The following is a 26,620-nucleotide window of genomic DNA, read 5'->3' as shown; positions in this document are numbered from 1 at the left end:
AATAGGTTTGCCTGGTGGAGGAGGCTGGATTCGAACCAGCGTAGGCGTAAGCCAACAGATTTACAGTCTGCCCCCTTTAGCCACTCGGGCACCCCTCCAAGGCAAGACCGCAACTATAACACCGTTGCGCAAGCCGATTCAAGTGGGGCGGCGGGCGTTGCAGCAAAAAGACAGGCGGGCCTGTCAGCGCGATGCGACAGCCTGCCTGCGGGGGCACGGAGCCGCGCCTCGGGAACGGCAAGTGCCATGGGCGGGCGAGCGTGAACGCGATGCCGACCGACAGCCGCACCCTGCACGGGCCGCTTCAGCCCGGCGCGGCACGCCACGGGCGCAACCACGCGGCCAGCAGGAGCAGGCACGCCAGGCCTGCTACGGTGGAGGCGGCGAGTCGCCAGCCGGGTAGCGGTGGCCACCAGGGCAGCACGGCGGCGCCGAGCAGCAGGGGCAGCCCACCAGCCAGTGCCAGCCGGGACAGATGCAGGTGGTGCCACAGCCGATTGAAGTGCAGCAGCAACCCGCCGTTGACCAGCACGCCCAGCAGGACTGCGGCGGCGATGCCCTGTGCACCGGCGAACCAGCCGAGCAGGGGCAAGGCGATGGCCTGCGCCAGGTTGGCCGCGGTTTCGCACACAAAGGGCAGGCGGGTGTCACCCGCGGCGTGGTTGTAGCGGGCCAGCAGCGTGGTCCAGCCGGCCAGCACCAGCGCCACGGCATACCACCCAAGCAGCGGCGCCAGCAGTGCCGTGCCCTGCACGCGCGGGAACAGCAGGGCAACGATGGCCTGGGCAGAAAGCAGGAGACCGACCGCCGCGGGCGTGCTGATCAGGGTGTTGAGGGCGAGCCCCTGGCGCAGCAGTCGCAGCCGATCGGTGCCGGCCTGCCGGCTCATCAGGCCGAGCAGCACCTGGTTGACCGACATGAGCGCGACCAGCGGCAGGTTGGCCAGCTTGCGTGCGAGGTTCAGCAGCGTCACCGCCCCCTCACCCAGCCAGGAGGCCACCATGCGCTCCAGCAGCATCAGGCCCTGCCCCCCCAACGCGCCGCCCAGCAACGGCCCGACGCGGTGGCCCAGTTCGCGCAGCACACCGGCATCCCAACGCAGCACGCCAGGTTGCAGGCCGGTGCGCAACATGGCCGGCAACAGCAGCAGCGCGGACGCCCACGCACCGACGACGAAAGCCAGGGCCAGCTCGGACTCGGTGGCCTGGTCGCGGCGCCAGGCCATCCAGAGCACGGCAGGCAGGTTGTAGACGAGCGAGCCCACCCCGGCCAGCAGGAAGCGCCCTGCCGCCTGCAAGGGCACCGACCACAGCGCCTGGAGCACCAGGGCGGGCAGGCCCCAGGCGAGCAGGGACAGGGCCTGGGCGACGGTGGCCCGGTCTGCATCGGGCAGGCCGGGGCCGACGAGGTGGGTCAGCGGGCCTGCGCCCACCGTGCACGCCGTGGCGAGCCCCACCCCGAGGCCACCGAGGCCCAGCGTGGTCGCGCCCAGCCAGCCCGGCCGTTGGGGGGCGGTACGGGCCTGCCACAGCGCCAGCGCGGCCGAGGACAGGACGCCGCCCGCCAGCATGGTGCGCACGGCCTCGGGCAGGAACAGCGCCACGAGGAAGCCATCGGTTCGGGCGCCTGCGCCCCAGGCATCCACAAGCAGCCACTCGCGCGCCAGCCCGGCCACGAGGCCCAGCAAGGTCACGGCGGTGAGAAGTCCGGCGGCACCCAGCATCGCGATCGCCCGGTGTCAGTGCAGCAGGGTGAACAGGCCCTTGCCGCCCACCTTGTAGTTGAGACCGCGCGCGCGGTGGCCCACGGTCTTGCCGCCCTGGCCGGCGACGATGGCGTAGGGCTCGACCTTCTTGCCGACGGTGGTGTTGGCCGAAACGACGGCGCCTTCGCCGATGTGGGCGCCGGGCAGGATCATGGCGCGGGAGGTGATCCAAGCCCAGTCGTCGATGCGCACGGGCGCGGACACGGACCAGAACTCCGGCGCTTCGAGGTCATGTCCGCCCGCCACGATCAGCACGTGCGAGGCGACGGTGACGTGGTGGCCGATGACGAGACCCGAGCGCGCGTCGATCTGGCAATGCCAGCCGATGCAGGTGTCGTCGCCGATGGTGAGGCTTTCGATGCCGAGCACCTCGGTGTTGCGCCAGATGGTCGAGCCCTTGCCGATCCGGGCGCCGCCCAGACGCAGCCAGGCCAGCCGCACCGTGTGACTGGGGATCTTGTTGATGAGGATGTTGTAGACCTGCTCCCACATGCGGCGCAGGCGGTCGACCAGCGTCGCCCAGTTCTTGCCGTAATGCGGCAGCTTGCGGCCGGGCAGTTCGTCGAACAGCGTGACGAAAAGCAGGCGCGCCATCGGGTCGAGGATGCTGCGACGCACGTCCATCACGCAGATGTGCACGACGGTGTCGTCCGGTCCACGCCCCTGGGACTCGAAGAACAGGTTGTGCTGCAGGCCCCAGTCGTAGCCGGCCTCGAGGGCGGCTGCGTCGACGCCGAGGCGGGCGGCGTACTCGGGCAGGCGGGCGCGCACGTTGTGGCTGTGCAGGATGCGGTGTTTCATGGGCGGGACACGCGGAAGGACACGGGAAGAGAGGCGGCTTCAGCCGGGCGCGTGCGGGCCTCGACGAGCCCCATGGCCAGGATCAGCCAGAACAGCGCGATCAGGACCTGGGTGAAGCTGAAGTAGTGGTCGATGAAGCCGGTGGCCAGCGCGGCGAGCACCGTGCCGGTGGTGGCGATGCGCATGGCGTTGTCCGGGCCGATGCGCGTGAATCGCCCGGCCAGCCGGACTTCGCGCCACCAGGCCAACGTGACGGCGATGAACAGCAGCATGCCGGGCAGGCCGAGCTTGAACCAGTGGTTGAGCCAGAGGTTGGAGATGCCGTAGACCCCGGTCTCCGGGGAGCTGGCCGGCGTCTCGGCCTTGAAGCCCAGACCCAGCGGGTAGCGCAGCGCGTTCTGGGGGAAATGGGCGTACTCGTCGAAACGCACGCCGGTGCTGACGTCCTTGCCGGAAAACAGCGAGGCGAAACGCTGCTGCGCAGGCGGGTAGACCGCCAGGAAGGCGACGGCCAGCAGGGTGGCCAGCACCAGGCCGCGGCCGGCGTACGGCGTGCGGCGCCATGCCAGCCACACCACGAACAGGCCCAGGCAGAGCAACGCCCCGCGCGAGCCGCAGAAGACGATGCCCGCCGCGCTGCCGACGAACACGAAGGCCCCGAGCGCGCGTCGCCAGCCTCGGTGCATGCCCGCGTAGAACAGGCCCAGCGGGGCGGCAAGCAGCAGCGCGCCCCCGGTCGAGTTGGGGTGCACCCAGGGCGACGCCATGCGGGTGTAGTCGGCCGAGAAGATGTCCTGGATGACCTCCGGGTGGGCGTAATGCAAGGCCGCCAGGAAGGGAATCATCAGGCGGGCGTCGCGACCACGGACAAAGAAGCCGAGGGAGATCAGCAGAAGCACGGCGAACCCGAGCAACAGGCACAGCATCAGGCGATCGCGGGTGCGGGTGTCGCGCACCAGCAGCGGCACGAGGAACACGGGAGACAGGTTGAGCAGCCAGCGAACCCAGTTGACCGGGCCATTGCCGTCGCCCTGAGGCATGAACTGGCCCGCGACCAGGGGCACGATGCTCCAGAGCATGAAACGCCGCATGGCGCGTTCCGTCGGGCCGTCGGGCCAGGCGGGCAGACGGCCGGCAAGCCATTGCACGAAGACACCGACCCAGGTGAGGCCGAGCAGGGCCTCGGGCACCGGCAGGGGTGCGCCGATCTTCATCCAGGGCAGCGCGGGCGCCAGCATGCAGAACAGCAGGAGCCCGCGCAGGGGACGCGTGACGATGAAGACCGCCGCCGCCACGGCGACGGCCAGCGCGGAACCGAGCACCGGGTGCACCAGCGTCATGCCGGCCGCCGCCGCGGTGGCCAGCACGGCGGCCATGGCCACACCGAAGGCGGGCGCGCCGGCGCTCACGCCGGACATGGGCGGACGACCGGCATGGCGCCGGCAGGGGACAGGCGGGCGTAGACGGCCTCGAGCCGGGTGGCGGCCTGGGACCAGTCGAAGTGCTCGCGCACGTGTGCGCGGGCCGACTCGCCCATGGCACGTGCCGCAGCCGGGTCGCTCAGCGTGCGCACCAGGGCGTCGGCCAGCGCGTCGGCGGTGTCGCCGACCTGGGCGTGCACGCCGTCGCTGGCGCCCAGCCCGGAGAGTCCTTCGCGCGTGCTGACGAGCGGCAGCCCGGCGGCCATCGCCTCGAGCACCTTCAGCTTGGATCCGCCGCCGAACCGCAGTGGCGCCAGGAACGCCGCCGACGCCGACTGCACGTCGGCCAGGCGCGCCACATAGCCATGAAAGTGCACGCGGGGATCGGGGAAGCGGCTGCGCCAGCCTGCGGGCAGGCCATGTCCGCACACCGTGAAGTGCGCCTCGGGCATGCGCTGCCAGACACGGGGCCAGATGTGGGTGAGCGCCCACTCGACGGCATCGATGTTCGGCGCGTACTCGTAGTTGCCCAGAAAGAGCACGTGGCGGCTGTGCACATTCGGCCAGACGTCGGCGAAGGCGCGGGTGTCCACCCCGTTGGGCACGACGTGGGCCGGGCGCCCGCCGATGGCCGTCAGCGTGCGCGCGTCGGACTCGGTGACGGCGACGATGGCCTCGGCCCGCGACAGCACGTGGCGCTCCCAGCGTCGGGCCCGGGCCTGGTCGTATCGCGCGAGCAGGCGCAGTGCGGCGGGCCATTTGCCGTAGGTCGCCGCGCCCAGCTCGGATTCGACGTTGTGCTCGGTCAGCACGAAGGGCTGGGCACGTCGGGCAAGTTCGGTCTCGAAGGGCTCGAAGCCATAGCTGTGCTCGATCTGAACGACATCCCACCCGCCTTCATCCAGCAGGCTGACGAAACGGCGCGTGAGTTCGGGCGCAAAGCCGTTGACCGTGGTGAGGAGGGGCAGGGGCGACACCGCGGCGTGCCACAGCGTGCGGGGATGCCGCAGTGAGCGGCGCGGGAGCACCACCAGACGCTCGACCAGCGGCCCCAGTGCGGCCTCGGTGGCGGCATCGGCTTCGGTCTTGGATTGCACCAGCAGGGTCAGCTTGTGGCCCCGGGACGCGAGCTCGCGGATCAGGTGAAACTGCCGGGCCTTGCCGCCGCTGGTGATGGGCCAGGGCAGGTAGGGCAGCGTGATCAGGATGCGCAGGGGCCGCAGGGACGCAGCCGGAGCCCGGGCATCGGGGGTGATGGAGGCGATGCTCATGCGCCCAGCACGATCTGCAGGGCGGTGGTGACCGGCACGCGCACGCCTTCACCCGCGTCCTTCAGCGGGCGTTCGCCGCCGCTGAGCGGCTGGTGCACCGTGGCCTGGCTGACGCCCTTGAGCTGCACCTCACCGGGCTCGCGCGCCCACAGCATCCACAGCGGGCGCCCGTCGCCGCGGCGCCAGCCGATGGTGATGAGGCCGTCGGGGGCCTGGCCCAGGATGGTCGGCGGCGCGGCAGGCTGCAAGGCCGGGCCGCACAGCTGCAGAAAGCGCTGCAGCGCGTGGTAGACCGGCTTGGGCTCGCCGTTGCGGCGCAGCAGGCCATAGTGCTGGTCGCGCCGGGTGGCGCGCTCGTCCAGGTCGGCCAGGGTGAACAGGAAGACGCGGTCGTAGTCGAGCGCGGCCATCAGGGCCAGCCTGCGCAGCGTGAGGTCGGCCTGGCCGTCCTCACCGACGATGGGCTGCTCCTCCTTCGGGCCGGGGTAGCTCGACCAGCCCCACTCGGTGGCCCACACCTGGCGCACGCCAGCACTGCGCAGCCATTGGTGGGCCGGCACGACGCGCTTGACGAAGTCGCGTGCATCCTGGTCGGAGCCCTCGGCCGTGGCGGTGTAGGGGTGGTAGGCAACGATGGGGTTGAGGTTGAACGCACCCAGGCGCGCCAGCTCCTGGATCATCAACCCGCCGCGTCGGTCGATCTCGCTGAAGTACGCCATGCCGGCCAGCGCCACGGGCTTGTCGGGCGCCGCCGCGCGCAGGGCCTGATAGGCCGGCACGAACAGGCGACCGTAGGCTTCGGTATCCGGCTGGGGCGCCCAGAACCCGATCAGATTGGGCTCGTTCCAGACCTGCCACACGTCGACCTGCGGATAGCGCCGTGCCAGCATGCCGAGTCGCTGCGCGAGCACGGCCGGGTTGCGGGGCGGGAACTTGTCGAAGAAGCGTTCGTAGGCGTCGCCCTTGGCCACGCTGGATGCATAGCGCGGCGTGCCCACCACGTAGGTGACGTTGCGCAGGCCGGCCTCGCGCACCAGCGCCATCATGCGGTCGATGGGTTCAAGTTGGAACTGCCCCTCTTCGGGCTCGAGCAGCATCCAGTGCAGGCCCAGTCGGACCCAGTTCAGGCCCAGGGCCTTCAGGCGCTCCACCTGTTTGCGGGCCACCGCATCAGGGAACCACTGGAACTGGGCATTCACGCCGAGGAAGTCCTTCCACACGACCGGCCGCACCGGCTTCAGGGCCATCGGCTCCAGCCCGCGCCAGGGCCATGCCGCGAGCGCGTGCGGTGCGGCAGCCAGCGCGGCGCCGCCGATGAGGGCAGCACGGCGATCGGGGTTCAAGGGCGCATGGCTCATCGTGCGCCTCCGGAAGATGAGGTGGCGGGTTGCGGCGCACCGAGGGCCGTGTCGGGCAGCTCGGAAACGCCCGTCTTGAGGGCCGAGAAGTACGCAGCAAACGCGCGCCCGGTGCGTGACCAGGCCCGCTGCTCGGACAGGGCTTGCGCGGCACGGGCCCAGTGCGCCACGCGCTCGGGCTCGCGCAGCGCGCCGGCGAGGGCCTCGGTCAGCGCGGCCACGTCGCCCTGCGGATAAGCCTCGCCATTGCCATGGCTGATCTCTTCGGCAAACGCGCGGGCGTCCGAGGTGATGACGCCGCGGCCCGCGGCCACGGCCCAGGCCAGCGCCCCGGAGGTGCCACGCATCTGGCCCATCAGCGCCAGCTTGCGGCTTTCGCGGTAGGGCAGCACCATCACGTGGTGGCGACCGACCAGCTCGGGGATGTCGCGCTCATCGACATCGAGCACCCACTCGATCTGATCCTGCAGCCCCAGCGACGCAGCACGGGCGCGCAGCCCGTCGAGGTAGCTGTGGCGCCCGCCAAAGGCGATGTCGGGGGCCGTGCCGCCCGCGATCGTGAGGCGCACCTGGGCCGCCAGCTCGGGCTGCTGCTGCCGCAGTCGGCCCAGTGCGTCGACCAAGTCTTCGATGCCCTTGCCGGCGTAGATGAAGCCAAAGTACAGCAGGCGCACGGGCGCGAGCAGCGGCAGCGGTTGCGTGGGCAGAGGCAGCGTGCCGTGCGGGATCACGCGGACGCGGCCAGGGGGCAGCTTCATGCGGCGGCTCAGGCGCTGGGCGCCCGTCTGGGTGAGCGTGACCACGCCGTCCAGCCGGCGCGCCAGGCGGCGCTCGGTCCACAGGGTGTGCGGATCGACCAGCACGGCGAGCGCCTTGCTCACGGCGCCAGGCAGCCAGCGCACGGCATCAAGCCGGCGCCACAGCGCGCTCACCGGCCGCCACACCAGCCGCTCGGGATCGTGCACGGTGGCCGACAGCCGCGGACGCACGGGCATCGCCGCCAGCGCCTTCAGCACGAAGAACTCGCTGTGGCGACCACCACCCAGTTCGGCGTGCACCACGTCGACCTTGCTCCAGTCCCGCTCGGCCACCCAGCGGCGTGCAGCTTCGAACGAATGCAGCGGCTTTTGCCCCTGCAGCGGTGTCAGCACGTGCACGCCGGCGGACTGCACCGCGCGGCGCCAGTGCGCCGCATAGTCGGCAATGCCGGTCTGCTCGGGGGGCAGCGGGGACAGGAGGGCCACACGCATGTCGACGCCCTTCAGGCCTGCAGCCAGCGCAGCACGCGCGGCGGCACTTCGAAACGGCGACGGTTCAGCACGATGCCGTCGACCTTGCGGAAAGCCGTGCGCAACACGCCCAGCGCGTTGTCGACCACCGGCACCAGACTGGCGCGCGCCTCGACCACCAGCACGATCTGGTCGGCCCGGCTCAGGCGCAGGAAGGCCTCGCGGTTGCGCAACAGGTCGGACGCTTCCAGCAGCACGACCTCGCCCGGCTCGGCGCGGCTTTCAGCCTGCGGCGGGTTGACGCGCACGCGCAGGCCCTGGGCTTCCAGCACGCGGCGCAGGTGGTCGGCCAGGAAGGACACGCCTTCCCCGGCGCGCGAAGAAGCCAGGCCCAGCGTCAACCCCCGCTCGGCCACCTGCTCCAGCGGCAGCGTGCCGTAGATGCGGTGCAGGCTGGCGTGGAAATCGTTGTCTTCGCCGGAGTGGGCGATGTCCTTGAGGGAGGACCACAGCGGCACGCCAAAGCGCGCCTCGACGCGGCCGCCATCGTGAATGCGCTGGTCGGCGACCGAACACAGATAGAGCGTGACCCCGCCCACCAGCAACCCCGCCGGCAGCGCCAGCAGAAGCAGCAGCAGGCTGCGCGGCGCCACGCGCGACGGGTTCAGCGTGGCCGCCTCGATCACGGCGATGTTGTTGATGCGGCTGTCGTCGAGCGCCTGGTCGATGCGGGCCTTCTCCAGACTGTCGAGGTAGAGCAGCCGGCTCTTTTCGGCCACGGCCAGGGCCTGTTCGATGCGGCCGAGTTCCGGCTCGCTGGCCAGCACCTTGCGGCGGGCGTCGGTCAGTTGCGACAGCTCGCGCTCGACGCTGGCGGCCATGGAGCCGAGCTCCTTCAGGCGCAGCGACTTCTCGAGCGTGTTGCGGGCCAGCAGCGTGCCCAGTTCGTTGGGCGTGCGCTTCTCGCTGCGCTGGGTGTTGCGCTCTTCGTTCTTGAGCTGGGCTTCCACGGTGGCGATGCTCTCGTTGAGCGAGACCACGCTGGGCGCCGTGTCCTTGTAGACGCGCAGGGCCTCGATGCGCTGCCGCTTGAGTTCAGCCAGCTGGTTGCTCAGCACCAGGAAGTTGGGGCCCAGCCCGACGTCGCGCTCGGCCACGACATCGCCCGACAGGGACCGCGCACGCCCCTGCGCGAAGGCCACGCCCTGCTCCAGCGCCGTGCGCTCGGCCAGCAGCTCGGCCTGGCGGTCACGCAGTTCGTTGATCCGCTTGGTGATGGCGGTGAGTCGTTCGCTTGCACTCAGGCCGTCGATGGCCTCCAGCCGCGCGCGCAGCTGGCCCTTGAGCGAATCCACCTGCTGGTCTGCATCGCGAACCTTGCCATCGTAGAACGCCACCAGACTCTTGCGGCCCAGCACCGCCGTGCGCTCGTCGGTGTAGACGCGCACCCAGGTCTGCAGCACCCGCTGCGCCACCAGCGGGTCGTCCCATGTGAAGCGCAACTCCATCACGTTCGAGCCGGGCGTGTGCGTCACGGTGAACCGGTCTTCGAACCGCGCAGCCAGGCGCTCTTCGGGGCTCTGCGCCTCGGTCAGGCCGATCAGCACCAGCGCGCTGCGCGCGCCATCGAGCACCGCCTGCACGGCCTGCTTCGCGCCCAGCTTGATCTTCTTCCAGACGCTGGCCGGCGCCTGCTGCGCCTGCGCCATCTCGTTGAGGTACAGGCGCGCCACCTGCATCACCACCGTGCGGCCGGTGAGCATCTTTTCTTCGTCGGCAATCGGGTCGCGCTGCGTGGACATGGGCGCGAACGCCTGCCGCTCGCCCACATCGATGGGCACGGTCAGGTTCTCGCGGCCGGGCTTGACGAGCAGCCGCGCGTCCGAGGCATAACGGGTGGGCAGCAGGAAGGCGCCGGCCACCACCAGGGCCACGGTGAGCCACAGCGCAATCACGAAGGCGCGACGGTAGATGTAGAAGAGCCGGACGAGGTCGCGGAAGGAACGGATGTCGATCATGGTCTGAGGGGGTCCGCGTGCGTCGTCACTTGATCTTGGTCTCGCCCCAGCTGTAGCTCACACCCAGCGAACGGGTGAATGGCAGCAGCTGGTTGATGTACACGTCGACCCCATCGCCCATGTTGCCGGCCCAGGCCTTCGGAACGAACAGGATGTCGCCGCGGCGGAAGGCCAGGGTCGGCAGACCGGTCACCCCGTCGAGCAGCCCGCTGAAGTCGATGAAATAGAGCTGATAGCGCTGGGCGCCGTCCAGGCGCAGCAGCGCCACGCGTCGCGGGTCGGCCGTCGGCAGGAGCCCACCGGTGGCGAACAGTCCCTGTTCGACTGTGGCCACGGCCGACATGTCGAAGGCGGCCGGCGTGCGCACCGCCCCCCCGATGACGACCTTGCTGCTCGGCGAACTGACGATGTTGATGGTGACCCCCGGCTCGCGGTAGACCGACGCCAGGCGCTCACGCAAGGTCTGCGCCAGTTCGTCCGGTGTCTTGCCTCCGGCCTGGATGCGACCGGCATGGCGGTAGGAGAAGCTGCCGTCCGGGCGCACCACGTAGAGCTGCGTCTGGCTGTCTTCCACAAGGTTGCGCAGGTCCATGGCCCCGTCCTGGGCGTCGCGGATGATGCGCAGGGTGTCGCCCGGGTGGACACGGGTCGGCTCCGCCGCCATGCGGGCCACATCCGCCGGGGTCAGCACGCGCAGCCGGGCCATTTCGGCCGACGGGGTCAGGTTGCCCATGGGCGTGCAGGCCGACAGGGCCGCCAGGCAGAGCGCGATCAGAGGAAGCTTCATGGGGCACACCAGCACCCGGTTCGGGTACTGCGAGGTCTGGGGCTAGGGGTGGGCAAGACCGGCGCACGGGGGACGGGACGGCCTCGTCCGATCATACGAGGGGCCGCCGTGCTGGCGACGCCGTCACACCCATTCATGTGGCCGCATCACGGTGGGCGCGGTGCACCTCGTCGAACTGGCGGCGCCAGCGCAGGTAGGCGCGCTGCATCTGCTCACGCCGGGGACGCCACAGCCAGGGCACGCCGAATTTGTGAAAGAAGCGGACCATGCTGCGCAGGTGGGTCTGCCCGGAGTTCGACCAGATGCCGGCGGCGCTGTGGCGCTGGTGCTCGTGCACCAGTTCGACTTCGGGCAGGGCCATCACGCGCCAGCCCTTGACCCACATGCGCGCGCACAGGTCGACCTCCTCGAAGTACAGGAAGTAGCCCTCGTCCATGCGCCCGACGTCCTCGAAGGCGGTGCGGCGCACGACGAAGCCCGTGCCCATCACCCAGTCGGCCTCGAACGGGCCCTCGCGCCAGTTGCGCTTCAACAGGTGCGAGTTCACCAGGCGGCGCAGGGGCGCCACCCGGCCCAGTGCCGTGCGCCGGGCCAAGATGTCGGGCAGCGAGTAGAAACGCCGCGCCGAATACTGCAGCGAGCCGTCCGGGTTGATGAGTTTGAGCCCGGCCACGCCGAGCCGCTCGTGCCGGGCAAACAGCCCCTGTACCGCCTCGACCTGGTTGCGCCGGAAGTAGGTGTCGGGGTTGAGCACCAGTACCAGATCCGTGCGCAGTGCAGCCACTCCGATGTTCACGCCGGCCCCGAACCCGCCGTTGCAGCGCGACAGCACAGCCACCACGCCGACCGGCAGGTCACGCCGCAGACGCTCGCCGGAGCCGTCGGGCGAATCGTTGTCGACCACCACGATGTCGCCCGCCGCCGCGATGGCATGGGCCAGGAGCGACGCCACGCACTGCATCGTCAGATCGTAGGTGCGGTAGTTGACGATCACGACGCCCAGCGAGGGGGGCTGGGGACGCGGGGCCGTCTGAGGGGTGGGCATGAGGGAAGGCTTTCTGTCGAGGGCAGGCGCACCGCGTGCGCACCACCCCAATCTGAAAACAGCTGCGACCTGATAAGGCATGCGCACCTGTAACAGGTTGATTCTGAAGGCGGTTCTGCTTTCCGGACGCCCCCTTGATCCGGTGGAGGCAATCCCGCCTTTGTGTCATATCCGACAAAACCCGGGCGCCCTCCGGTGTCCCTTCCCCTCTCACCGCGGGCATGATCGGGTCTGCGCTTTCATCACATCTCAGGGAACGCCATGCGCTTTACCATCGTCGCGGCGCTGCTGTGCAGCGTTTTTTCCACGGTCCACGCGCAGCAGAGCGCGGCTTCGCCCGCTGCACTGCGGCCTTTTGTCGGAATCGGTTACACGAGCGGGGGCGAAACCCTGGTTCCGGTGACCGTCAGGCCGCGCGGCGGCAGCGCCGAGTTCGACGAGGACATCAGCGCCGGGGCCGGCATCGAGGGCCGGGTGGGGCTGTCGTTCCGCCTGGCCGACATGCCGGTATCGGTGCGCGCCAGCTATGGCATCCACAACGACCAGTCCAACGGCATCGACAACGACCGCGTCTTCTTCCGCCGCTATCCGGTCGAGGTGCTGGGCTTCTATCACTTCAGTGACCGGGCCTCGCTGGGGGTGGGGGTGCGCCGCGCGACCCGGCCCGTGCTGCGCTACAAGAACGCCAACGTCGCGCTACCGGACGGCACGGAGGTGACCGGCTTCGACGCCACCTACCACCTTCAGAGCGCCCCTGGCGTCGTGCTGGAAGGCGAATGGCGGGTGACGCCGAGCTGGGGCTTGAGCCTGCGCTACGTGAAGGAGCACTTCAAAGTGCAAGGTGCGCGGATCGACGCAGACCACGTCGGCGTCAACACGCAGTGGTACTTCCGCTGAAGGTCAGCCCGGGTTCAGCTGAAAGCCCAGTCTAGGTGGTGCCCGTGCGCGGCCCAGAAGTCGCGTGCGGCCCCGAAGTGCCCGTTGCCCACGAAGGGCACGGGGCCCCGCGTGGCCGACAACGGGGACGGGTGGTTGCTCTGCAGCACCCGGATCTCGCCAGACCGGGCTTCGCCGGCCGCTTCGATCAGCGCCAGCTTGCGCTGCGCGTGCGCGCCCCACAGCATGAACACGCGCGGGCCGGGGTCGGCCGCCACGGCGGCGATGAGCGCGTCGGTCAGCGCCTCCCAGCCCCAACCGGCATGGCTGGCCGCCTGGCCCTGCTCCACCGTGAGCACGGTGTTGAGCAGCAGCACGCCGCGGTCGGCCCAGGCCGTGAGGCTGCCATGCGCCGGCGCAGGCAAGCCGAGGTCGCGCTGGACCTCTTTGCGGATGTTACGCAGGCTGGGCGGGATGGCCACCCCCGGCTGCACGGAAAACGCGAGGCCATGCGCCTGACCGGGGCCATGGTACGGGTCCTGACCCAGGATCACGACGCGCACGCCGGCACGGCGAGTGTGGTGCAGGGCCGCAAACACATCGGCGGGATAGATCACTGCGCCCGCTTCACGGGCCGCATCGACGCGCGCGATCAGCGCCTGTCCGGCCGGTGAGGCACGAAAGGCGTCGGTGAGCGGCCGCCAGTCAGGCGGCACGGCGTCGAACAGGTCGGCCAGCGGGGCCGCCAGCGCGACAGGTCGGTTTTCAGCCGGATCGGCCGCCGACGGTTGCCCCTCGGCGGCACCGAACAGATCAGGCTGGCTCACCCGCTGCGCCTCAGGCAAACAGCGTGGCCAGCGCCACGCCGGGGTCAGGCTGGCGCATGAAGGCCTCGCCCACCAGAAAGGCATGCACATTGGCCTCGCGCATGCGGCGCACATCGTCGGCGCCCAGGATGCCGGATTCGGTCACCAGCAGGCGGTCGGCCGGCACGCGCGGCAGCAGGCCCAGTGTGGTGTCGAGCGTGACCTCGAAGGTGCGCAGGTTGCGGTTGTTGATGCCGACGAGCGGGGTCTTGAGCTTCAGCGCCCGGTCGAGCTCCTTGCCATCGTGCACCTCGACCAGCACGGCCAGGCCCAGCGCATGGGCCACGGCCTCGAAGTCCGCCATCTGCGCGTCAGACAGGCTGGCGGCAATCAGCAGGATGGCGTCGGCGCCCCAGGCTGCGGCTTCGAACACCTGGTACTCGTCGACCAGGAAGTCCTTGCGCAGGGCGGGCAGCGTGCAGGCGGCGCGGGCGGCTTTCAGGTAATCCGCATGGCCCTGGAAGAAGCGTTCGTCGGTCAGCACGCTGAGGCAGGCGGCGCCGTGCGCGGCATAGCTGCGGGCGATGTCGGCCGGCACGAAGTGCTCGCGCAGCACGCCCTTGCTGGGGCTGGCCTTCTTCACTTCGGCGATGACGCCCGGGCGGCCCGCCGCGATCCTGGCGCGCAGGGCCCCGACGAAATCGCGGTGGTCGTGGCCAGCGCGGTGACGGGCTTCGGCCTCTTCCCGCACGGCCTGCAGTGGCTTGCGCTGGCGGGCGGCCGCCACTTCTTCGTGCTTGACGGCGTTGATCTTGTCGAGGATGTCGGACATGGTGCGCAATCGGGCTCGGAGGGTCGGGGGGGCGCGTCAGGCGCGGGGTGCGAAGGCCTGCGTGGCCTGCACGAATCGGTTCAGCGTGTCGCGGGCACGGCCGCTGGCCAGGGCCTCGCGCGCGCGCTCGACGCCGTCGGCCAGCGTGTCGGCCACGTCAGACGCATACAGCGCCGCGCCCGCATTGAGCAGCACGATGTCGCGAGCGGGGCCGGCCTCGTTGGCCAGCACGCGCTGCACGATGGCCACCGACGCCTCGCGGTTGTGGGCCTTCAGCGCCGAGCCGTCGTGCTCGGCCATCCCGAACTGCTCGGGGGTGACGGTGTACTCGTTCACCTGGCCATCCTTCAGCTCGGCCACCATGGTGGGGCCCGCCAGCGTGATCTCGTCCAGCCCGTCGCAGCCATGCACCACCATCACGTGGCGAGAGCCGAGGCGCTGCAGCACACGTGCCTGGATGCCGACCAGATCGGGATGGAACACGCCCATCAGCTGGTTCGGCGCGCCGGCCGGGTTGGTCAGCGGGCCCAGGATGTTGAACATGGTGCGCACGCCCAGTTCCTTGCGAACGGGGGCGGCGTGCTTCATCGCGCCGTGGTGGTTCGGCGCGAACATGAAGCCCACGCCGGTGTCGGCCAGGCAGCTCGCTACCTGATCGGGGCTCAGGTTGATGTGGGCGCCCAGCGCCTCGAGCACATCGGCGCTGCCAGTGCTGGACGACACGCTGCGGCCACCGTGCTTGGCCACACGGGCGCCGGCGGCGGCGGCCACGAACATCGCGGTGGTCGAGATGTTGAAGGTGTGGGCGCCGTCCCCGCCGGTGCCGCACAGGTCGATGAGGTTCGCAGTGTCATCGATCTGCACCGGGGTGGCGAACTCACGCATCACCTGCGCGGCGGCCGAGAGTTCGCCCACGGTTTCCTTCTTGACGCGCAGACCGGTCACCAGCGCGGCCATGACGACCGGCGACATCTCGCCCTGCATGATGCGGCGCATCAGCCCCAGCATCTCGTCGTGGAAGATCTCGCGGTGCTCGATGACGCGTTGCAGCGCCTGCTGGTCGGTCAGTTGCGTCATGACGCCGTCCTCACATCGTCAGGAAGTTCTTGAGCATGGCGTGGCCGTGCTCGGTCAGGATCGATTCGGGGTGGAACTGCACGCCTTCCAGCGGCGCGAAGCTCGGGTCCGTCTGTGGGCCCTTGTGGCGCACGCCCATGATCTCGCCGTCGTCGGTCCACGAGGTGATCTCGAGGCATTCGGGCAACGTGGCGCGCTCGATGGCCAGCGAGTGGTAGCGGATGACGGTGAACTCGGCGGGCAGGCCGGCATACACACCCTTCTGGTCGGTGTGGATGACACTGGTCTTGCCGTGCATCTGCACCTGCGCGCGCACCACATGGCCGCCCAGCGCGGCACCGATGCTCTGGTGGCCCAGACACACGCCCAGGATGGGCAATTGGCCGGTGAAGCGCTGCAGCGCGGGCACGCACACCCCGGCTTCAGCGGGCGAGCACGGGCCGGGCGACAGCACCAGGCGATCGGGCTTGAGCGCGGCGATGTCGTCGAGGGTGATTTCGTCGTTGCGAACGACCTTGACCTCTTCGCCCAGCTCGCAGAAGTACTGCACCAGGTTGAAGGTGAAACTGTCGTAGTTGTCGATCATGAGCAGCATGGGCACATCCTGTGTGGAGGTGGTTCATGGGGCGGGCAGGCCGCCTTCGGTGCACGGTTCAGACGCCGTGACGTCCCCCCTCGGGGCCTCTGATCAGATGGCGCACCGGTGGGGACCGGCCGCAGAGGCAAGCGTGTCCGTCTGGCGTCACCGCCACCAGCGGTGCATCAGGCGGAGGAAGTCCGAGGGTTGCTGCATGCGAATGATTCTACATGGGCTGTCCGGCCGTGTGGCCCCGTGTCGACATGGCCCTGATCCGGGGGCCTCGGGTGGCTGCACGGGCGTCGACGGGCGTGCCAAGATCGACAGCCCACCGTCCTGCCTCCGCCGTGTCGCTTCCCGCACCTCCCGTCGCCCTGCCCGGCCAGCCTGCCGCCCCCGCCCGCAACCGCGCGGCGAGTGAGCCTGCGCTCCTGGGCCTGGAGGTCTTGCGCTTCGCGTGTGCGGTGTCGGTGCTGCTGTGGCACTACAACCATTTCTACATGGCGGGCCACAGCCACCAGGGCTTCAGCGTGAGCGGCCAGCCGCTGTACGCGTGGCTCAAGCCGTTTTACGAGGCGGGCTGGTTGGGCGTGCAGGTGTTCTGGGCCCTGTCCGGTTTCATCTTCTTCTGGAAGTACGCCCGGCCTGTGTCCGCGGGGGAGGTGCCGGCGTGGCGCTTTGCCGTGCTGCGGTTTTCGAGGCTGTACCCATTGCACCTGCTCACGCTGCTGGCCGTGGCCGGCATGGCGTGGCTGTACCGCGCGCAGCACGGCGTGGACTATGTCTACCAGCACAACGACCTGAAACATTTCGTGCTGCACCTGTTCCTGGCCAGCGACTGGCCCGGGCGCAGCGAGTGGTCGTTCAACGGCCCGATCTGGAGTGTTTCGATCGAGGTCCTGGCGTATGGCCTGTTCTACGCCCTGTGCCGGCTGGGTTGGACGCGCACGTGGCACGTGGTGGCCATCATCGGCTTGGCAGGGGCGGTGTACGCCAGCCACCTCACCGAGCACCCGCTGGTGCTGTGCGTGTTCTTCTTCTACCTGGGCGCGCTGACCCATCTGGCGCACGAGGCGCTGGGCCGGTTGCCAACAGGCTTGCAACGCGCCAGTCTGGCGGCGGGCGCGCTGCTGCTGGCCCTCGGCACGACGGCCACGGCGCTGGGCTGGCTGCGGCCGATGTTCTACGTGGCATTGCTGGCCCCGCTGGCGATGCTCGGGCTGCTGCGCGGCGTGCGCCCCCGCCCGGGTCGGCTGGCCGACCTGATCGGCACGCTTGGCCACACCACCTACGCGAGCTACCTGCTGCACTACCCGCTGCAGCTCGCCGTGGCGCTGCTCAGCGGCGGACAGCCTGACCGTCTGCCGCTCGCCTCGCCCTTCTGGCTGCTGGGCTACCTGGTGGTGACGTTTGCGCTGGCCGTGCCCGTGTACCGGCTGGTCGAGATGCCGGCCCAGGCGGCCCTGCGGACACGCCTGCTGCGCTGAGCCCGCTCAGCGGCTCACAGCCCCTGCTCGGCCATCTCGGCGGCGCGCACCACGGCACGGGCCTTGACCTCGGTTTCCTTCCATTCCAGCTCGGGCACCGAATCGGCCACGACGCCGGCACCGGCCTGCACGTACAGCGTCTGGTCCTTGATGACGCCGGTGCGGATGGCGATGGCCACGTCCATGTCGCCGGCAAAGCTGAGGTAGCCCACGGCGCCGCCGTAGACGCCGCGCTGCACCGGCTCGAGCTCGTCGATGATCTCCATCGCGCGGATCTTGGGCGCGCCGCTCAGCGTGCCGGCCGGGAAGCTGGCGCGCAGCACATCCAGTCCTGTCATGCCGTCCTTGAGGTCGCCCTCGACGTTGCTGACGATGTGCATGACGTGCGAATAGCGCTCGATCCCGAAGGCCTCGGTGACCTTGACCGAACCGGTCTTGGCGATGCGACCGATGTCATTGCGCGCCAGGTCGATCAGCATGACGTGCTCGGCGCGCTCCTTCGGGTCGGCCAGCAACTCGACTTCGTTGGCCTGGTCCTGCTCGGGCGTGGCACCGCGCGGGCGCGTGCCGGCGATCGGGCGGATGGTGACGGTTTCGCCGCCTTCGGCATTGCGCTCCTGACGCACCAGGATCTCGGGGCTGGAGCCGACGACATGGTGGTCGCCCATGTCGTAGTAGTACATGTAGGGGCTCGGGTTGAGCGAACGCAGGGCGCGGTAGAGCGTCAGCGGCGAGGCGGTGAAACGCTTCTGCAGACGCTGGCCGATCACGACCTGCATGCAGTCACCCGCGGCGATGTAGTCCTTGCACTTGAGCACCGCGGCCTCGAAATCGGCCTTGGCGAAGTGACGCTCGACGGGGTAGGACTCGGTGGGCGCGATGGGCGGCACCGGCACCACGGCGTGGAGCTGGGCCTGCAGCTCGGCGATGCGGGCGGCGGCACGGTCGTACGCGCCGGGCAGCGCGGGATCGGCATAGACGATCAGGTAGAGGCGGTCGGCGAGGTTGTCGATGACGGCCAGTTCCTCGCACTGCAGCAGCAGGATGTCGGGCGTGCCGATGCCACCGGGCTTGTGCGTGTTCGCCAGGCGGTGCTCGATGTGGCGCACCGTGTCATAGCCGAAGTAGCCAGCCAGCCCCCCGCAGAAACGGGGCAGGCCTTGCGGCACTGCCGCCTTGAAGCGCTGCTGGTACTGGGCGATGAAATCGAGCGGGTTGGTGTCGTGGCGCTCGACCACGTGGCCGTCGGTCACGACCTCGACCGCACGGCCGGTGGAGCGCACCAGCGTGCGCGCGGGCAGGCCCACGAAGGAGTAGCGCCCGAAGCGCTCGCCGCCGACGACCGACTCGAGCAGAAAGCTCAAGGGCCGGCCTTGCGTGAGCTTCAGGTACAGCGACAGCGGCGTGTCGAGGTCGGCCAGGGCCTGGGCGACCAGGGGGATGCGGTTGTGGCCCAGAGCGGCCAGGGCGTTGAATTCGGTTTCAGTGATCATGGTGATGGGCCTCCAAGCCCAAGGGCACGGCCGCCAGGGACCGAGCCCGATGTCATCTGATGTCACCCCCGGGGCCGCTGTGCCGGAACCGGCTTCGACAGCGGCGCCTTCTCGAGGGGAAGGGCGCAAAGCCTGTGAACCGCGCCTGCTCAGGCAGCGGACGGCTGTCACACGCAGGCGTACCCGCGACGCCAGGGCCATGCCCCCCGGTCGTGCGACCCTTTGGTGTGCTTGCGAGAGATGAACATCGGACCAGTGTATCAGGGCCCTCCTGGCACGTCTTGCCCCTCGGCCGAGGGCCTGCGCCACCGCGCCGAGGGCAAACCCAGCTTGCGCGACGGGATGGGCTCGCAACAATCGCCGAGACCCCATCGGGAACGACATCCATGCATGAGACACCATCCGGCACGCCCGGCCGCAGCGGGCCACACCGCCGCACGGGCCTGCTGCGCGCGGCATTCGCCTCCGGGCTGGCCACCGCCGCCCTGACGCTGCCCGCGGCATGGGCGCAACCCACCGAGCTCTTCGGGATCAGCTATCCCCAGACGCTGAAGGTGGAGGGCCGTACGCTGCAACTCAATGGCGCAGGCGTGACCTACCGGGCCGTGGCCAAGCTCTACACGGTGGCGCTGTACACCCCGGAAAAAAGCAGCCAGGCCGAGGCCGTGGTCACCATGTCGGGCCCCGTGCAGCTGCGCTTTGTGATGCTGCAGGGCATGCGGGTGGACGAGATCGGCAAGACCATCACGCGCGGCATCGAGCTCAACAGCAACCGCGAAGCGTTCTTCAATCTCATCCCCGCCATCCGGCAGATGGGCGAGCAGTTTTCGCACATCAAGCGGCTGAACGCCGGCGACACCTTTGCGATCGACCACGTGCCCGATCGCGGCACGATGTTCTTCGTCAATGGCCAACCGGCCGGGCTGCCGATTGCCGACAAGCGCTTCTTCCCCGCCGTGCTGCGCGTGTGGCTGGGAACCAAGCCGGCCTCGCCTGACCTGCGGGACGCCCTGCTGTCGTACAAGGCGCCGGCGGTGCTGGACGCGCTGGAGTGAGGTCCACCGGCTCTTGAGAGGCTGTGCCGGGAATGCGCGCGCGGGCCCGGTCAGGCCAGCAAGGTGGGCCAGTCGGCCTGATCCAGGCGAGCGATGTGCGCGCGGGCCGGCACCTCCTGCACGGGGTGGCCGTGGTTGTAGCCATAGGTGACCAGCACCACCGGGCAACCGGCTGCGCCAGCCGCCTGGGCGTCGTTGCTCGAATCGCCCACCATCAGGGTGCGCGCGGGCTCGGTGCCCAGCGCCTCGCAGGTCTTGCGCAACGGCAGAGGGTCGGGCTTCTTGCGCTCGAAGGCGTCTCCGCCGAACACGTGCTGGAAGAACGGCAGCAAGCCTTTGCGCTCCAGCAGTTGCCGGGCGAACGCGGTGGGCTTGTTGGTCAGGCAGGCCAGGGGCACCCCCAGCGCCCGGAGTTGCGCCAGGCCTTCGGCCACACCGGGGAAGACATCGGCATGCTGGCCGTTGTGCTCGGGGTAGTGGCGATGGTAGACGGCGAGCGCCTCTGGGAGGGTCTGGGCCACCTCGCTCGACTCCGGCAGCACGCCCCACGCGTGCGCCAGGCTGCGGCGCAACAGGTCCTCGGTGCCCTTGCCGACGGTCATCGAGATGAAGGTGCGGTCGACGCGCGCCAGTTCGACGGGGTGACAGCCGAGGTCGGTGAGGGTGTGGCGCAGGACGACCAGGAAGTCGCCGAGGGTGTCGACCATGGTGCCGTCGAGGTCGATGATGGCGGCGGAGGTGGTTGTGGAGGGGACAGAAGACAGCGCCATGGGGATTTTCGCTCCAGATGCATCCAAGCAGATTAGACCAGAGGGGCGTTGCCCTCGCCGGCGCGCCGGAGCATCAATTGGCGCGACCGAGGGCACGTTCGATGCCGTCTTGTGCCCTTTGCTCCGATGTAGGGCTCGCGGGTCCGCCGCTTCCGTGGATTCACCGAACAGAGCCTACAGCCATTCACTACGAACTACGGAATGCTGATGGCTTTCAATCGCTGATCGACAATCGCTCCACCGTCGCCCGATGTGACCTCGAAGATCCATGTCTGATTGGTTTCCGGACCAGTCTTTCCCTTCGGTGCCGCATAAATTTGTGGACCAGAATCCATGTAAAGCAGTTCCAGTCCAAGCTGCTTGCGTCGGGACTGAATCTCTTTCAGAGACATGTTCGGGCCAATGGGTATGCCATCGACTTCAAAGTAGCCCGAGAAGGCGTTCTCCGGTGTGTTGCCGGCCATGGAGCATCGCTCGTGAATGAGCTCCTTCCGCGCGGCTTCATTCCTGGGAAATCCATGTTCCTTCTCTACTTGATCCATGGTCTCAAGCCGAAACTGGACGGAATCGCGATGCCTTGCAAGGGCTGAGGCATCGCAGTCTCGATGCTTGCCGTAGTCGATCCCAGGCCTCACCCATACCACAACCCGGTGAATCAACTCTGGCGAACCCGGGAGGGCGCCATCATCTGGGGCCGCATGAATTTGCAGTCCCATTGCGTTCCAGTATGCATCGGATGACGCTTGACTGGAAATGTCTGTGCCGATGATGGGTATCAGATCGGTGGCTCTCGTTCGGTATTGCTTGATCGGAAATCCGTTCAGACGGAGTTCATCCTGTTTGATGATCACTTGTGGCTGGCCGTTGCGATTGACTCCTTCAGGATCGCCCACATACAGGGGCTCACGGGCATCACAAGCCGCCACGAGCAACGTCATCGCCAACAGGCATGGAGGAAGGCTCTTTGCCCCGCGCAACATGCGGATCAGAAGATGAGTGCTTGCGCCCGTCATGCAACCCCCTCCTTGCGGATGGTTGCCATCACGTCTGTCCTACCAGTCAAAGCTGCATAGTGCTCTGTCCAGAACGCCCATGACGCTTGGAACTGCCGGGGAATGGTACGCTCATGTTCGTGCCCCTCGCTATCGTGTCGATGCTCACGCGCGCGTTTCAAAGCGGAAGTCTGATCTGACGCTTTCACGATCGCCGCTTTGTTGTTCTCAGCCCATATGCGCACATCGTGATCAAACTCAGGGGTGTAGCTAGGGTGTTTGAAATACTTGCTCGCGCAAGCGACGGCTGCCGCTGCGTTTGATTTTCCTTCCCAAACATCTGCCACGCAACGGCCTACATCCAGCACCGCCCGCTGAGCCAGTGAGCCAGCCAGGTCATGCAAGGGATGATCGTTGGCGTCTTTGGCCACCATGGTGTGTGTCGGGTCAATCGAGTTTGCGAAATCATAGTCATCGATCTGCGGCTGGCGAATGCGGCCACCTGCCTGTTGCTTGATCGCGGCGGCCAAAACGCCATACACCCAAACGCGGGCGTCCTGAACACCTGCTTTGATCACGTCAGGCACATAGCCGCCAGCAACATCGATTGCTTTGTACATGACTTGGCAATAGCCCTTGTACGCAGATGCAGTGGAGGTTCGCCCGCTGTCGTTCAATACCGCCCAGAACACCCAATCACTGAGTTCCAACCCCTCGTAATAGATCTTGTTGAGCCTTGATCCGGTTTGGCTGGCTGGCAGCAGCAAGTCGGCCATCTTGTACATGAGCGAGAACTGCGCATCTTGGTCTGTGAACTGGCCTGTTGTGATGGGCATGTCACGCAATTCAGCTTTGGTTGGAACCCAAGCCACGACCTTTCTATACTTTGCTTTGTGAAGCGCCAACTCCACGAAGTTGGTATGCGCAAAGAAGTCTTCCAATACGTGCAAAGCAAACCCCAGTCGCATCAAGCCTTCTGGCGTCTTGCCCAGCTGACAGGCTTTCTGAATTTGTCTTTGCATGTAGACCAGCGATGAGGGGTGATCGCCAGTGAGCGCCGGGTCGGCAATGTAGCGGCGCACGCTGGTCGCGGGATCAACTTCCAGCATTCGCTTGTCGATGGGCAAATCAACCAGCCACCCCTTTGGATACTGATGAGGCCGTTGATCTGGCAAGCCTGCCGGGTTGTCAATGTGCTCTTCCGGCCGGTAGCATCCCAATAGCTCCATGCACTTAGGCAGGCGAGATTTGTGGAACTCAATGTCTGAGCGCGCATTTCCCCAATCAGCCTGACCCTTCAAGTACGAGGCGGCCACCATCTGGCCCATGAGCATCACCGCAGTGGTGATGCTCTCGCGGGAGAGGCCCAAGCCCTTTTTGCCTGGTGGCAACATGAAGGCATCGCACAACTGAGACCAGTCGCGCAGCCAATTTCCGTAGTAAATCAACCCTCGCTCATAGCCCTTGAAACGGTCGTCCGCCGCAAGCGCTGCCTCAATGCTGTGATGGTTGTGAACCCCCTTGCGCGGCTCGTCCTTCATCATCTTGGCATCAAACACCGGCAGGACCTTCGCAGGCCCGTCGCGATCCGGCCTGTACACCCCGTCGTGCAGGTAGGGCACGCCTTGGGTGCCGCTGACGTCCACAGCCTTCAGATAGGCTCTCTCAGTGTGTTGTATGGCCCGTTGAGGCAATTGGTGTCTGACCTTCACATCACCGCTGGCTTCTGGGCTCTGCAAAGCACCATAAACCGTTTCGCCCTGGGCGAGCAAAGGAAGTAGCGTAAGGGAATACGCCGGGCCATCGGCGCCCCCGGACTCTCCTCCGATATCGGACCACACATGGCGCAGTTGGAATTCAATGTATTGGCCCCAGGCACCAACCAGGGCCAGCAGGAGATCCCACTGAGCTGTTTCATCGTTTTGCGCCGCCTTGGCGGCCAGCGCCCGGTCCACCCAGATGCATCTTTCGTCTGGATCGTATTCGGCACCGCCGCCATACGCCAGTTGATGGGGAACCTCTGGCAATCCCGCTTTGGATTTCGCGTAGAACGTCTGGTAAGCGGACAAAGGAATGTCTGTGCCAAAGGTCGAGGCCATGTCGCTCACAAAAGCGGGTTCATCCGACTCCGACGCAAATGTCTTGAGTTGGTCCCGCGCAAACGTTGACCTAAAAGTGCCCTCAGCCACGCCCAACGCAGCGAAACGTTGAGTAGGCATCGCAGGCAAGCGTGCTGCCTGACTCCCGCCTCCCGCCCAATCATGCCCCGCCGCCTTCACCGTCCACGTCCCCGGGCAGGTGAAGGTGATGTTCCCGCCCTTGAGCTCGATCTGGCTCTGCCCGGCCGTCAGCGTGATGCTGTTGCTGGCCTGAATGCGGATCTCGTCGGTGGTGCTCTGGATGGTCAGGTCTTTGTCCGACCAGATTTGCTGCGCGTCGGTGTGGGCACGCAGGCTCAGCGGGCCGTTGGCCGCAATCGCCTTGATGCCGCCCGCGTGCGTGTACAGGCTGGTGGTCTGGCCGCTGACGGCGCTCAGGGTGTGCGCGGCCGTCAGCTGCACGTCGCCCTGCGTGGTCAGGCTCGTGTCCTGGCCGCTGAACAGGCCGATGCTGGCCGGCGTGACGAACACGGCGCTGGCCGGGGTGTCGAGGTGCAGCAGGGGCTTGGCAAAGCGCTCGACCGGGTCCTGCAAGGTGCGGCTGCCGGGTTGGGCCTTCTTCGCTGGCTGGCCGCCTGCCGCGCCGTCGTACTTGCCTTGCGCAGTCGGGTCCATGGCCTCGGTGTGCTGCTGCAGCGCCTGGCTGGCGTCGTGGCTGGCCAAGCCGACCGCGCCCTGCTGGCGGGCGCTCTGGCTCAGCGCATCGCCCAGCTGGCGCGCGCCCTTGAGCTGGCTCACGGCTTCGGCCGCGTCCATCTGGGTGCTCTGCACGCTGGCGCCCATGGCGGGCCGGGCGCTGGTGCTCAGCAGCAGGCCCTGGCCGGCGCGCACCACGGCCCAGCCGTCGGTGTGGCCGTAGAAGCCTTCGCCCAGCCAGGCGCCGCGGTGGGCGCAGCCCGCACCGCCCCGGCCGCTTTGCTGGATCAGGTGGCCCAGGCTCAGTTCGCTCCAGCCGGTGGCGCCGCTGTGGCTGGCCAGGCGCATGCGCAGTTGGCCGGTGGCATCGTCAATCAGCCACTGATTGGCGCCGCCGCCGTCCAGGTGGGGGCTGTGCCAGCCGGAGATCGTGCCGGGGTGGTTGGTGCCGGCGTCCACGCCCGCCGGCCAGGGAAGGTCGTGCTGGCCGTTGTGCAGCTGACCGATCACCAGCGGGCGGTCGATGTCGCCGTCGACGAAGTCGACCAGCACCTCGGTGCCGGCGCGCGGGGTGAAGACGGCGCCCCAGTTGGGGCCGGCCACGCCCTGGGCCACGCGGACCCAGGTGCCGCTGGTGGCGTCGCCCGGCGCATGGCCGGTCTCTGCACCGCCCGGCGTGGTCGGCGCGCTCAGTGCGCCGGCCAGCGGGCGGGCGCCGCGCTGCCAGCCGAACTGAAGGCGGATGCGGCCGTCGCGGTCGGTGGTCAGCGGTTCGCCGTCGTGCGCCACCACCACGGCAGTCTGCAGGCCGGGGGCCGTGGGCGCATCGAGGGGCGCGGGGGCCAGTCGGAGGCTGGCGGGGGCGGCGTCAAAGCGGTTGCGGTAGCTGCCCTGTTCGATGTCGGGCTGGCGCAGCAGGCGGGCGGCTTCGCTGCCGAGGTTGTTGGCCGCCTCGTGCACCACGCGCAGGGCGCGGAAGGCCCCCGGTGCGGTGGGCTCGGTGGCGGGCGGGCGTCCGGCTGCGGCCGTGCGCACGGCCGATGCCAGCGCCGTGGCGCCGCCGTAGAGGCTGTGTTCGGTCAGCAGGAAGCGGGCGCCTTCGTGCAGGCCACGCACGGCGCTGTCCCCCTCGGCGCGGACGTGGTGCAGCGCGTGTGCGGCCATGCGGGCCTGGGCGCGGGCATCGGCCACGGCCGGGCTGCCGGGCTGGGCGGTGCTGACACGGCCGTCAGCGTGCTGGCGTTCACCGTGGCCCCGGTAGTCTTCCAGTGTGGGCAGCGCGCCCTGCTCGGTCGGGGCCGTGGCGGTGCCGGCCACGCCGGCCAGCTGGCGCTCGTCCCACGCAGCGAGGGTGACGGCGTTCGGGCCCACATGGCGGCCCACGCGCCAGGCGGTCACGGTGTCCTGGGCCAGGCCGTCGTCGAACAGGCCGGTGCCCCAGAGACCGCCGCCGCGCATGTCGGGCCGGCTGAAGCGCAGGGGCCCGAGGTCGGGCACCTCGGCCTGGTCGTCGAAGATGACCAGCGTGTGCTTCGCGGCGCGGGCGCCTGTGATTGCGCCTTCACGCGCGCCGTCGTGTTCCAGGCGCCAGCTCCAGCCCTGCTGCGCCATCAGGCGGCGCACGAAGCGCCAGTCGGTCTCGCGGTACTGGGTGGTAATGGCGCGCAGCGGGCCAGGGTCGGCCACGTCGAAGCGGAAGTGCGCCTGCGGCCAGGCCGAGAGCACGTCGGAGACGATGTCCTGCGCGGTGCGATCCTGGAAGATGCGGGTGTCGCGACGGTGGGTGAGCCAGTGGGTCCAGGCCGCCAGCGTGAGGCGGTAGCGGGCCAGGCCGCCGTCGGCGCCGAGTTGGGCGGTGCGCACGACGTAGCCGTGCCAGTTGCGCCAGGTGCCGTCGGCTCGTTTCAGGCGCAGCGTCATCTGCTCGCCTTGCAGGGCCTTGAGTTGGAGGAAAGCGCTGGTGGAGACGGCGTCGACCTCGGCCCACAGCGGTTCGTCGGCCTGCACGGCTTCGGTGATGCGGCAGCGCTCGACCACGAGGGTGGCCGAGGGCAGGGCGGTTTCAAGCTGCAGAAGTCGGGTCGCCTGACCGATGCCCAGCGCCGCCTGGAGGCGCGAGGCGAGCTCGCCGGCCAGGGATGAGGGATCGGACAGAAGAGGCCGCG

21 protein-coding genes and 1 tRNA gene are annotated in these 26,620 nt (G+C 68.6%); 4 read left to right on the top strand and 18 right to left on the bottom strand.

Annotated elements, in window-relative coordinates:
* Positions 1-12 precede the first annotated feature (12 nt).
* From DEH84_RS00795 to DEH84_RS00750, 10 genes are all read right to left on the bottom strand, one after another.
* Positions 13-98 (bottom strand) — tRNA-Tyr (locus DEH84_RS00795).
* A gap of 206 nt (positions 99-304) precedes the next feature.
* Positions 305-1,693: a lipid II flippase MurJ gene (locus DEH84_RS00790; RefSeq protein WP_218929743.1), complete on the bottom strand. Its 1,389-nt coding sequence runs from the start codon at positions 1,691-1,693 to the stop codon at positions 305-307.
* A 45-nt stretch (positions 1,694-1,738) separates the two neighbouring features.
* Entirely contained in the window at positions 1,739-2,566 is an 828-nt protein-coding gene (locus tag DEH84_RS00785; RefSeq protein WP_109033864.1) for an acyltransferase, read from the bottom strand.
* Complete coding sequence (locus tag DEH84_RS00780; protein ID WP_109033863.1) at positions 2,563-3,984, bottom strand: O-antigen ligase family protein; 1,422 nt, start codon at positions 3,982-3,984, stop codon at positions 2,563-2,565. The genes DEH84_RS00785 and DEH84_RS00780 overlap by 4 nt, the downstream gene beginning before the upstream one ends.
* On the bottom strand, positions 3,972-5,258 hold the full coding sequence (locus tag DEH84_RS00775) for a glycosyltransferase family 4 protein (RefSeq protein WP_218929742.1): 1,287 nt from the start codon (positions 5,256-5,258) through the stop codon (positions 3,972-3,974). Before DEH84_RS00775 ends, DEH84_RS00780 begins: the two co-directional genes overlap by 13 nt.
* Positions 5,255-6,616, bottom strand: coding sequence for a beta-galactosidase (locus tag DEH84_RS00770; protein WP_109033862.1), 1,362 nt, complete (start codon positions 6,614-6,616; stop codon positions 5,255-5,257). The genes DEH84_RS00775 and DEH84_RS00770 overlap by 4 nt, the downstream gene beginning before the upstream one ends.
* Positions 6,613-7,866: a glycosyltransferase gene (locus tag DEH84_RS00765; RefSeq protein ID WP_109033861.1), complete on the bottom strand. Its 1,254-nt coding sequence runs from the start codon at positions 7,864-7,866 to the stop codon at positions 6,613-6,615. Before DEH84_RS00765 ends, DEH84_RS00770 begins: the two co-directional genes overlap by 4 nt.
* An 11-nt stretch (positions 7,867-7,877) precedes the next feature.
* Positions 7,878-9,863 (bottom strand): exopolysaccharide transport family protein, encoded by a 1,986-nt coding sequence (locus DEH84_RS00760; protein WP_109033860.1) that lies wholly within the window; start codon positions 9,861-9,863, stop codon positions 7,878-7,880.
* A gap of 25 nt (positions 9,864-9,888) precedes the next feature.
* On the bottom strand, positions 9,889-10,650 hold the full coding sequence (locus DEH84_RS00755) for a polysaccharide biosynthesis/export family protein (protein WP_109033859.1): 762 nt from the start codon (positions 10,648-10,650) through the stop codon (positions 9,889-9,891).
* Between the two features lie 133 nt (positions 10,651-10,783).
* Positions 10,784-11,695, bottom strand: a complete 912-nt coding sequence (locus DEH84_RS00750) for a glycosyltransferase family 2 protein (RefSeq protein WP_109033858.1) — start codon at positions 11,693-11,695, stop codon at positions 10,784-10,786.
* Positions 11,696-11,956: 261 nt separating this feature from the next.
* Here DEH84_RS00750 and DEH84_RS00745 point away from each other — a divergent pair, with 261 nt between their 5' ends.
* Entirely contained in the window at positions 11,957-12,592 is a 636-nt protein-coding gene (locus DEH84_RS00745; RefSeq protein WP_109033857.1) for a hypothetical protein, read from the top strand.
* A gap of 14 nt (positions 12,593-12,606) precedes the next feature.
* Here DEH84_RS00745 and DEH84_RS00740 read toward each other — a convergent pair whose 3' ends face one another.
* The 4 genes from DEH84_RS00740 to DEH84_RS00725 are packed head-to-tail and all read right to left on the bottom strand — an operon-like array spanning position 12,607 to position 15,881.
* On the bottom strand, positions 12,607-13,398 hold the full coding sequence (locus DEH84_RS00740; RefSeq protein ID WP_425428977.1) for a uracil-DNA glycosylase: 792 nt from the start codon (positions 13,396-13,398) through the stop codon (positions 12,607-12,609).
* 10 nt (positions 13,399-13,408) lie between these two features.
* Entirely contained in the window at positions 13,409-14,209 is an 801-nt protein-coding gene (gene trpC, locus DEH84_RS00735) for an indole-3-glycerol phosphate synthase TrpC (RefSeq protein WP_109033855.1), read from the bottom strand.
* A 36-nt stretch (positions 14,210-14,245) separates the two neighbouring features.
* Positions 14,246-15,286 (bottom strand): anthranilate phosphoribosyltransferase, encoded by a 1,041-nt coding sequence (gene trpD, locus DEH84_RS00730; RefSeq protein WP_109033854.1) that lies wholly within the window; start codon positions 15,284-15,286, stop codon positions 14,246-14,248.
* Positions 15,287-15,296: 10 nt separating this feature from the next.
* Complete coding sequence (locus DEH84_RS00725; RefSeq protein ID WP_109033853.1) at positions 15,297-15,881, bottom strand: aminodeoxychorismate/anthranilate synthase component II; 585 nt, start codon at positions 15,879-15,881, stop codon at positions 15,297-15,299.
* Positions 15,882-16,210: 329 nt separating this feature from the next.
* Between DEH84_RS00725 and DEH84_RS00720 the strand changes: the two genes are divergently transcribed.
* Positions 16,211-17,350, top strand: coding sequence for an acyltransferase family protein (locus tag DEH84_RS00720; RefSeq protein WP_159098794.1), 1,140 nt, complete (start codon positions 16,211-16,213; stop codon positions 17,348-17,350).
* Positions 17,351-17,364: 14 nt separating this feature from the next.
* Here the strand turns inward: DEH84_RS00720 and trpE are convergent, their stop codons facing one another.
* On the bottom strand, positions 17,365-18,843 hold the full coding sequence (trpE, locus tag DEH84_RS00715) for an anthranilate synthase component I (RefSeq protein ID WP_109033851.1): 1,479 nt from the start codon (positions 18,841-18,843) through the stop codon (positions 17,365-17,367).
* A gap of 386 nt (positions 18,844-19,229) precedes the next feature.
* Here trpE and DEH84_RS00710 point away from each other — a divergent pair, with 386 nt between their 5' ends.
* The gene (locus tag DEH84_RS00710) at positions 19,230-19,898 is read left to right on the top strand and encodes a chalcone isomerase family protein (protein ID WP_159098793.1); all 669 of its coding nucleotides are present in this window, start codon (positions 19,230-19,232) and stop codon (positions 19,896-19,898) included.
* A 50-nt stretch (positions 19,899-19,948) separates the two neighbouring features.
* Here the strand turns inward: DEH84_RS00710 and gph are convergent, their stop codons facing one another.
* The 3 genes from gph to DEH84_RS00695 all read right to left on the bottom strand — a co-directional run bounded on the left by gph (position 19,949) and on the right by DEH84_RS00695 (position 26,390).
* A complete protein-coding gene (gene gph, locus DEH84_RS00705; protein WP_109033849.1) occupies positions 19,949-20,668 on the bottom strand; it encodes a phosphoglycolate phosphatase in 720 nt (239 codons plus the stop codon).
* 194 nt (positions 20,669-20,862) lie between these two features.
* Positions 20,863-21,681, bottom strand: coding sequence for a hypothetical protein (locus DEH84_RS00700; protein WP_109033848.1), 819 nt, complete (start codon positions 21,679-21,681; stop codon positions 20,863-20,865).
* A complete protein-coding gene (locus DEH84_RS00695) occupies positions 21,678-26,390 on the bottom strand; it encodes a contractile injection system protein, VgrG/Pvc8 family (RefSeq protein ID WP_245932798.1) in 4,713 nt (1,570 codons plus the stop codon). The genes DEH84_RS00700 and DEH84_RS00695 overlap by 4 nt, the downstream gene beginning before the upstream one ends.
* On the opposite strand from DEH84_RS00695, the gene DEH84_RS19335 reads away from it, so the two are divergent.
* A complete protein-coding gene (locus DEH84_RS19335; RefSeq protein WP_245932801.1) occupies positions 26,328-26,597 on the top strand; it encodes a hypothetical protein in 270 nt (89 codons plus the stop codon). The genes DEH84_RS00695 and DEH84_RS19335 overlap by 63 nt on opposite strands.
* The last annotated feature ends 23 nt before the right edge of the window (positions 26,598-26,620 follow it).

Source organism: Aquabacterium olei (assembly GCF_003100395.1).
Classification (GTDB): domain Bacteria; phylum Pseudomonadota; class Gammaproteobacteria; order Burkholderiales; family Burkholderiaceae_C; genus Aquabacterium; species Aquabacterium olei.
Note: the sequence above shows the minus strand (reverse complement) of the source record. Positions and strands in the feature narration are given on the sequence as shown.

Excerpts from the sequence above, each read along its gene's own strand:
- trpD (WP_109033854.1), bottom strand. The coding sequence starts at position 15,286 with ATGACGCAACTGACCGACCAGCAGGCGCTGCAACGCGTCATCGAGCAC.
- DEH84_RS00750 (WP_109033858.1), bottom strand. The coding sequence starts at position 11,695 with ATGCCCACCCCTCAGACGGCCCCGCGTCCCCAGCCCCCCTCGCTGGGC.
- DEH84_RS00785 (WP_109033864.1), bottom strand. The coding sequence starts at position 2,566 with ATGAAACACCGCATCCTGCACAGCCACAACGTGCGCGCCCGCCTGCCC.
- DEH84_RS00755 (WP_109033859.1), bottom strand. The coding sequence starts at position 10,650 with ATGAAGCTTCCTCTGATCGCGCTCTGCCTGGCGGCCCTGTCGGCCTGC.
- DEH84_RS00700 (WP_109033848.1), bottom strand. The coding sequence starts at position 21,681 with ATGACGGGCGCAAGCACTCATCTTCTGATCCGCATGTTGCGCGGGGCA.
- DEH84_RS00710 (WP_159098793.1), top strand. The coding sequence starts at position 19,230 with ATGCATGAGACACCATCCGGCACGCCCGGCCGCAGCGGGCCACACCGC.
- DEH84_RS00775 (WP_218929742.1), bottom strand. The coding sequence starts at position 5,258 with ATGAGCATCGCCTCCATCACCCCCGATGCCCGGGCTCCGGCTGCGTCC.
- DEH84_RS00725 (WP_109033853.1), bottom strand. The coding sequence starts at position 15,881 with ATGCTGCTCATGATCGACAACTACGACAGTTTCACCTTCAACCTGGTG.
- gph (WP_109033849.1), bottom strand. The coding sequence starts at position 20,668 with ATGGCGCTGTCTTCTGTCCCCTCCACAACCACCTCCGCCGCCATCATC.
- trpE (WP_109033851.1), bottom strand. The coding sequence starts at position 18,843 with ATGATCACTGAAACCGAATTCAACGCCCTGGCCGCTCTGGGCCACAAC.
- DEH84_RS00760 (WP_109033860.1), bottom strand. The coding sequence starts at position 9,863 with ATGATCGACATCCGTTCCTTCCGCGACCTCGTCCGGCTCTTCTACATC.
- DEH84_RS00780 (WP_109033863.1), bottom strand. The coding sequence starts at position 3,984 with ATGTCCGGCGTGAGCGCCGGCGCGCCCGCCTTCGGTGTGGCCATGGCC.
- DEH84_RS00765 (WP_109033861.1), bottom strand. The coding sequence starts at position 7,866 with ATGCGTGTGGCCCTCCTGTCCCCGCTGCCCCCCGAGCAGACCGGCATT.
- DEH84_RS00770 (WP_109033862.1), bottom strand. The coding sequence starts at position 6,616 with ATGAGCCATGCGCCCTTGAACCCCGATCGCCGTGCTGCCCTCATCGGC.
- trpC (WP_109033855.1), bottom strand. The coding sequence starts at position 14,209 with ATGTCCGACATCCTCGACAAGATCAACGCCGTCAAGCACGAAGAAGTG.
- DEH84_RS00745 (WP_109033857.1), top strand. The coding sequence starts at position 11,957 with ATGCGCTTTACCATCGTCGCGGCGCTGCTGTGCAGCGTTTTTTCCACG.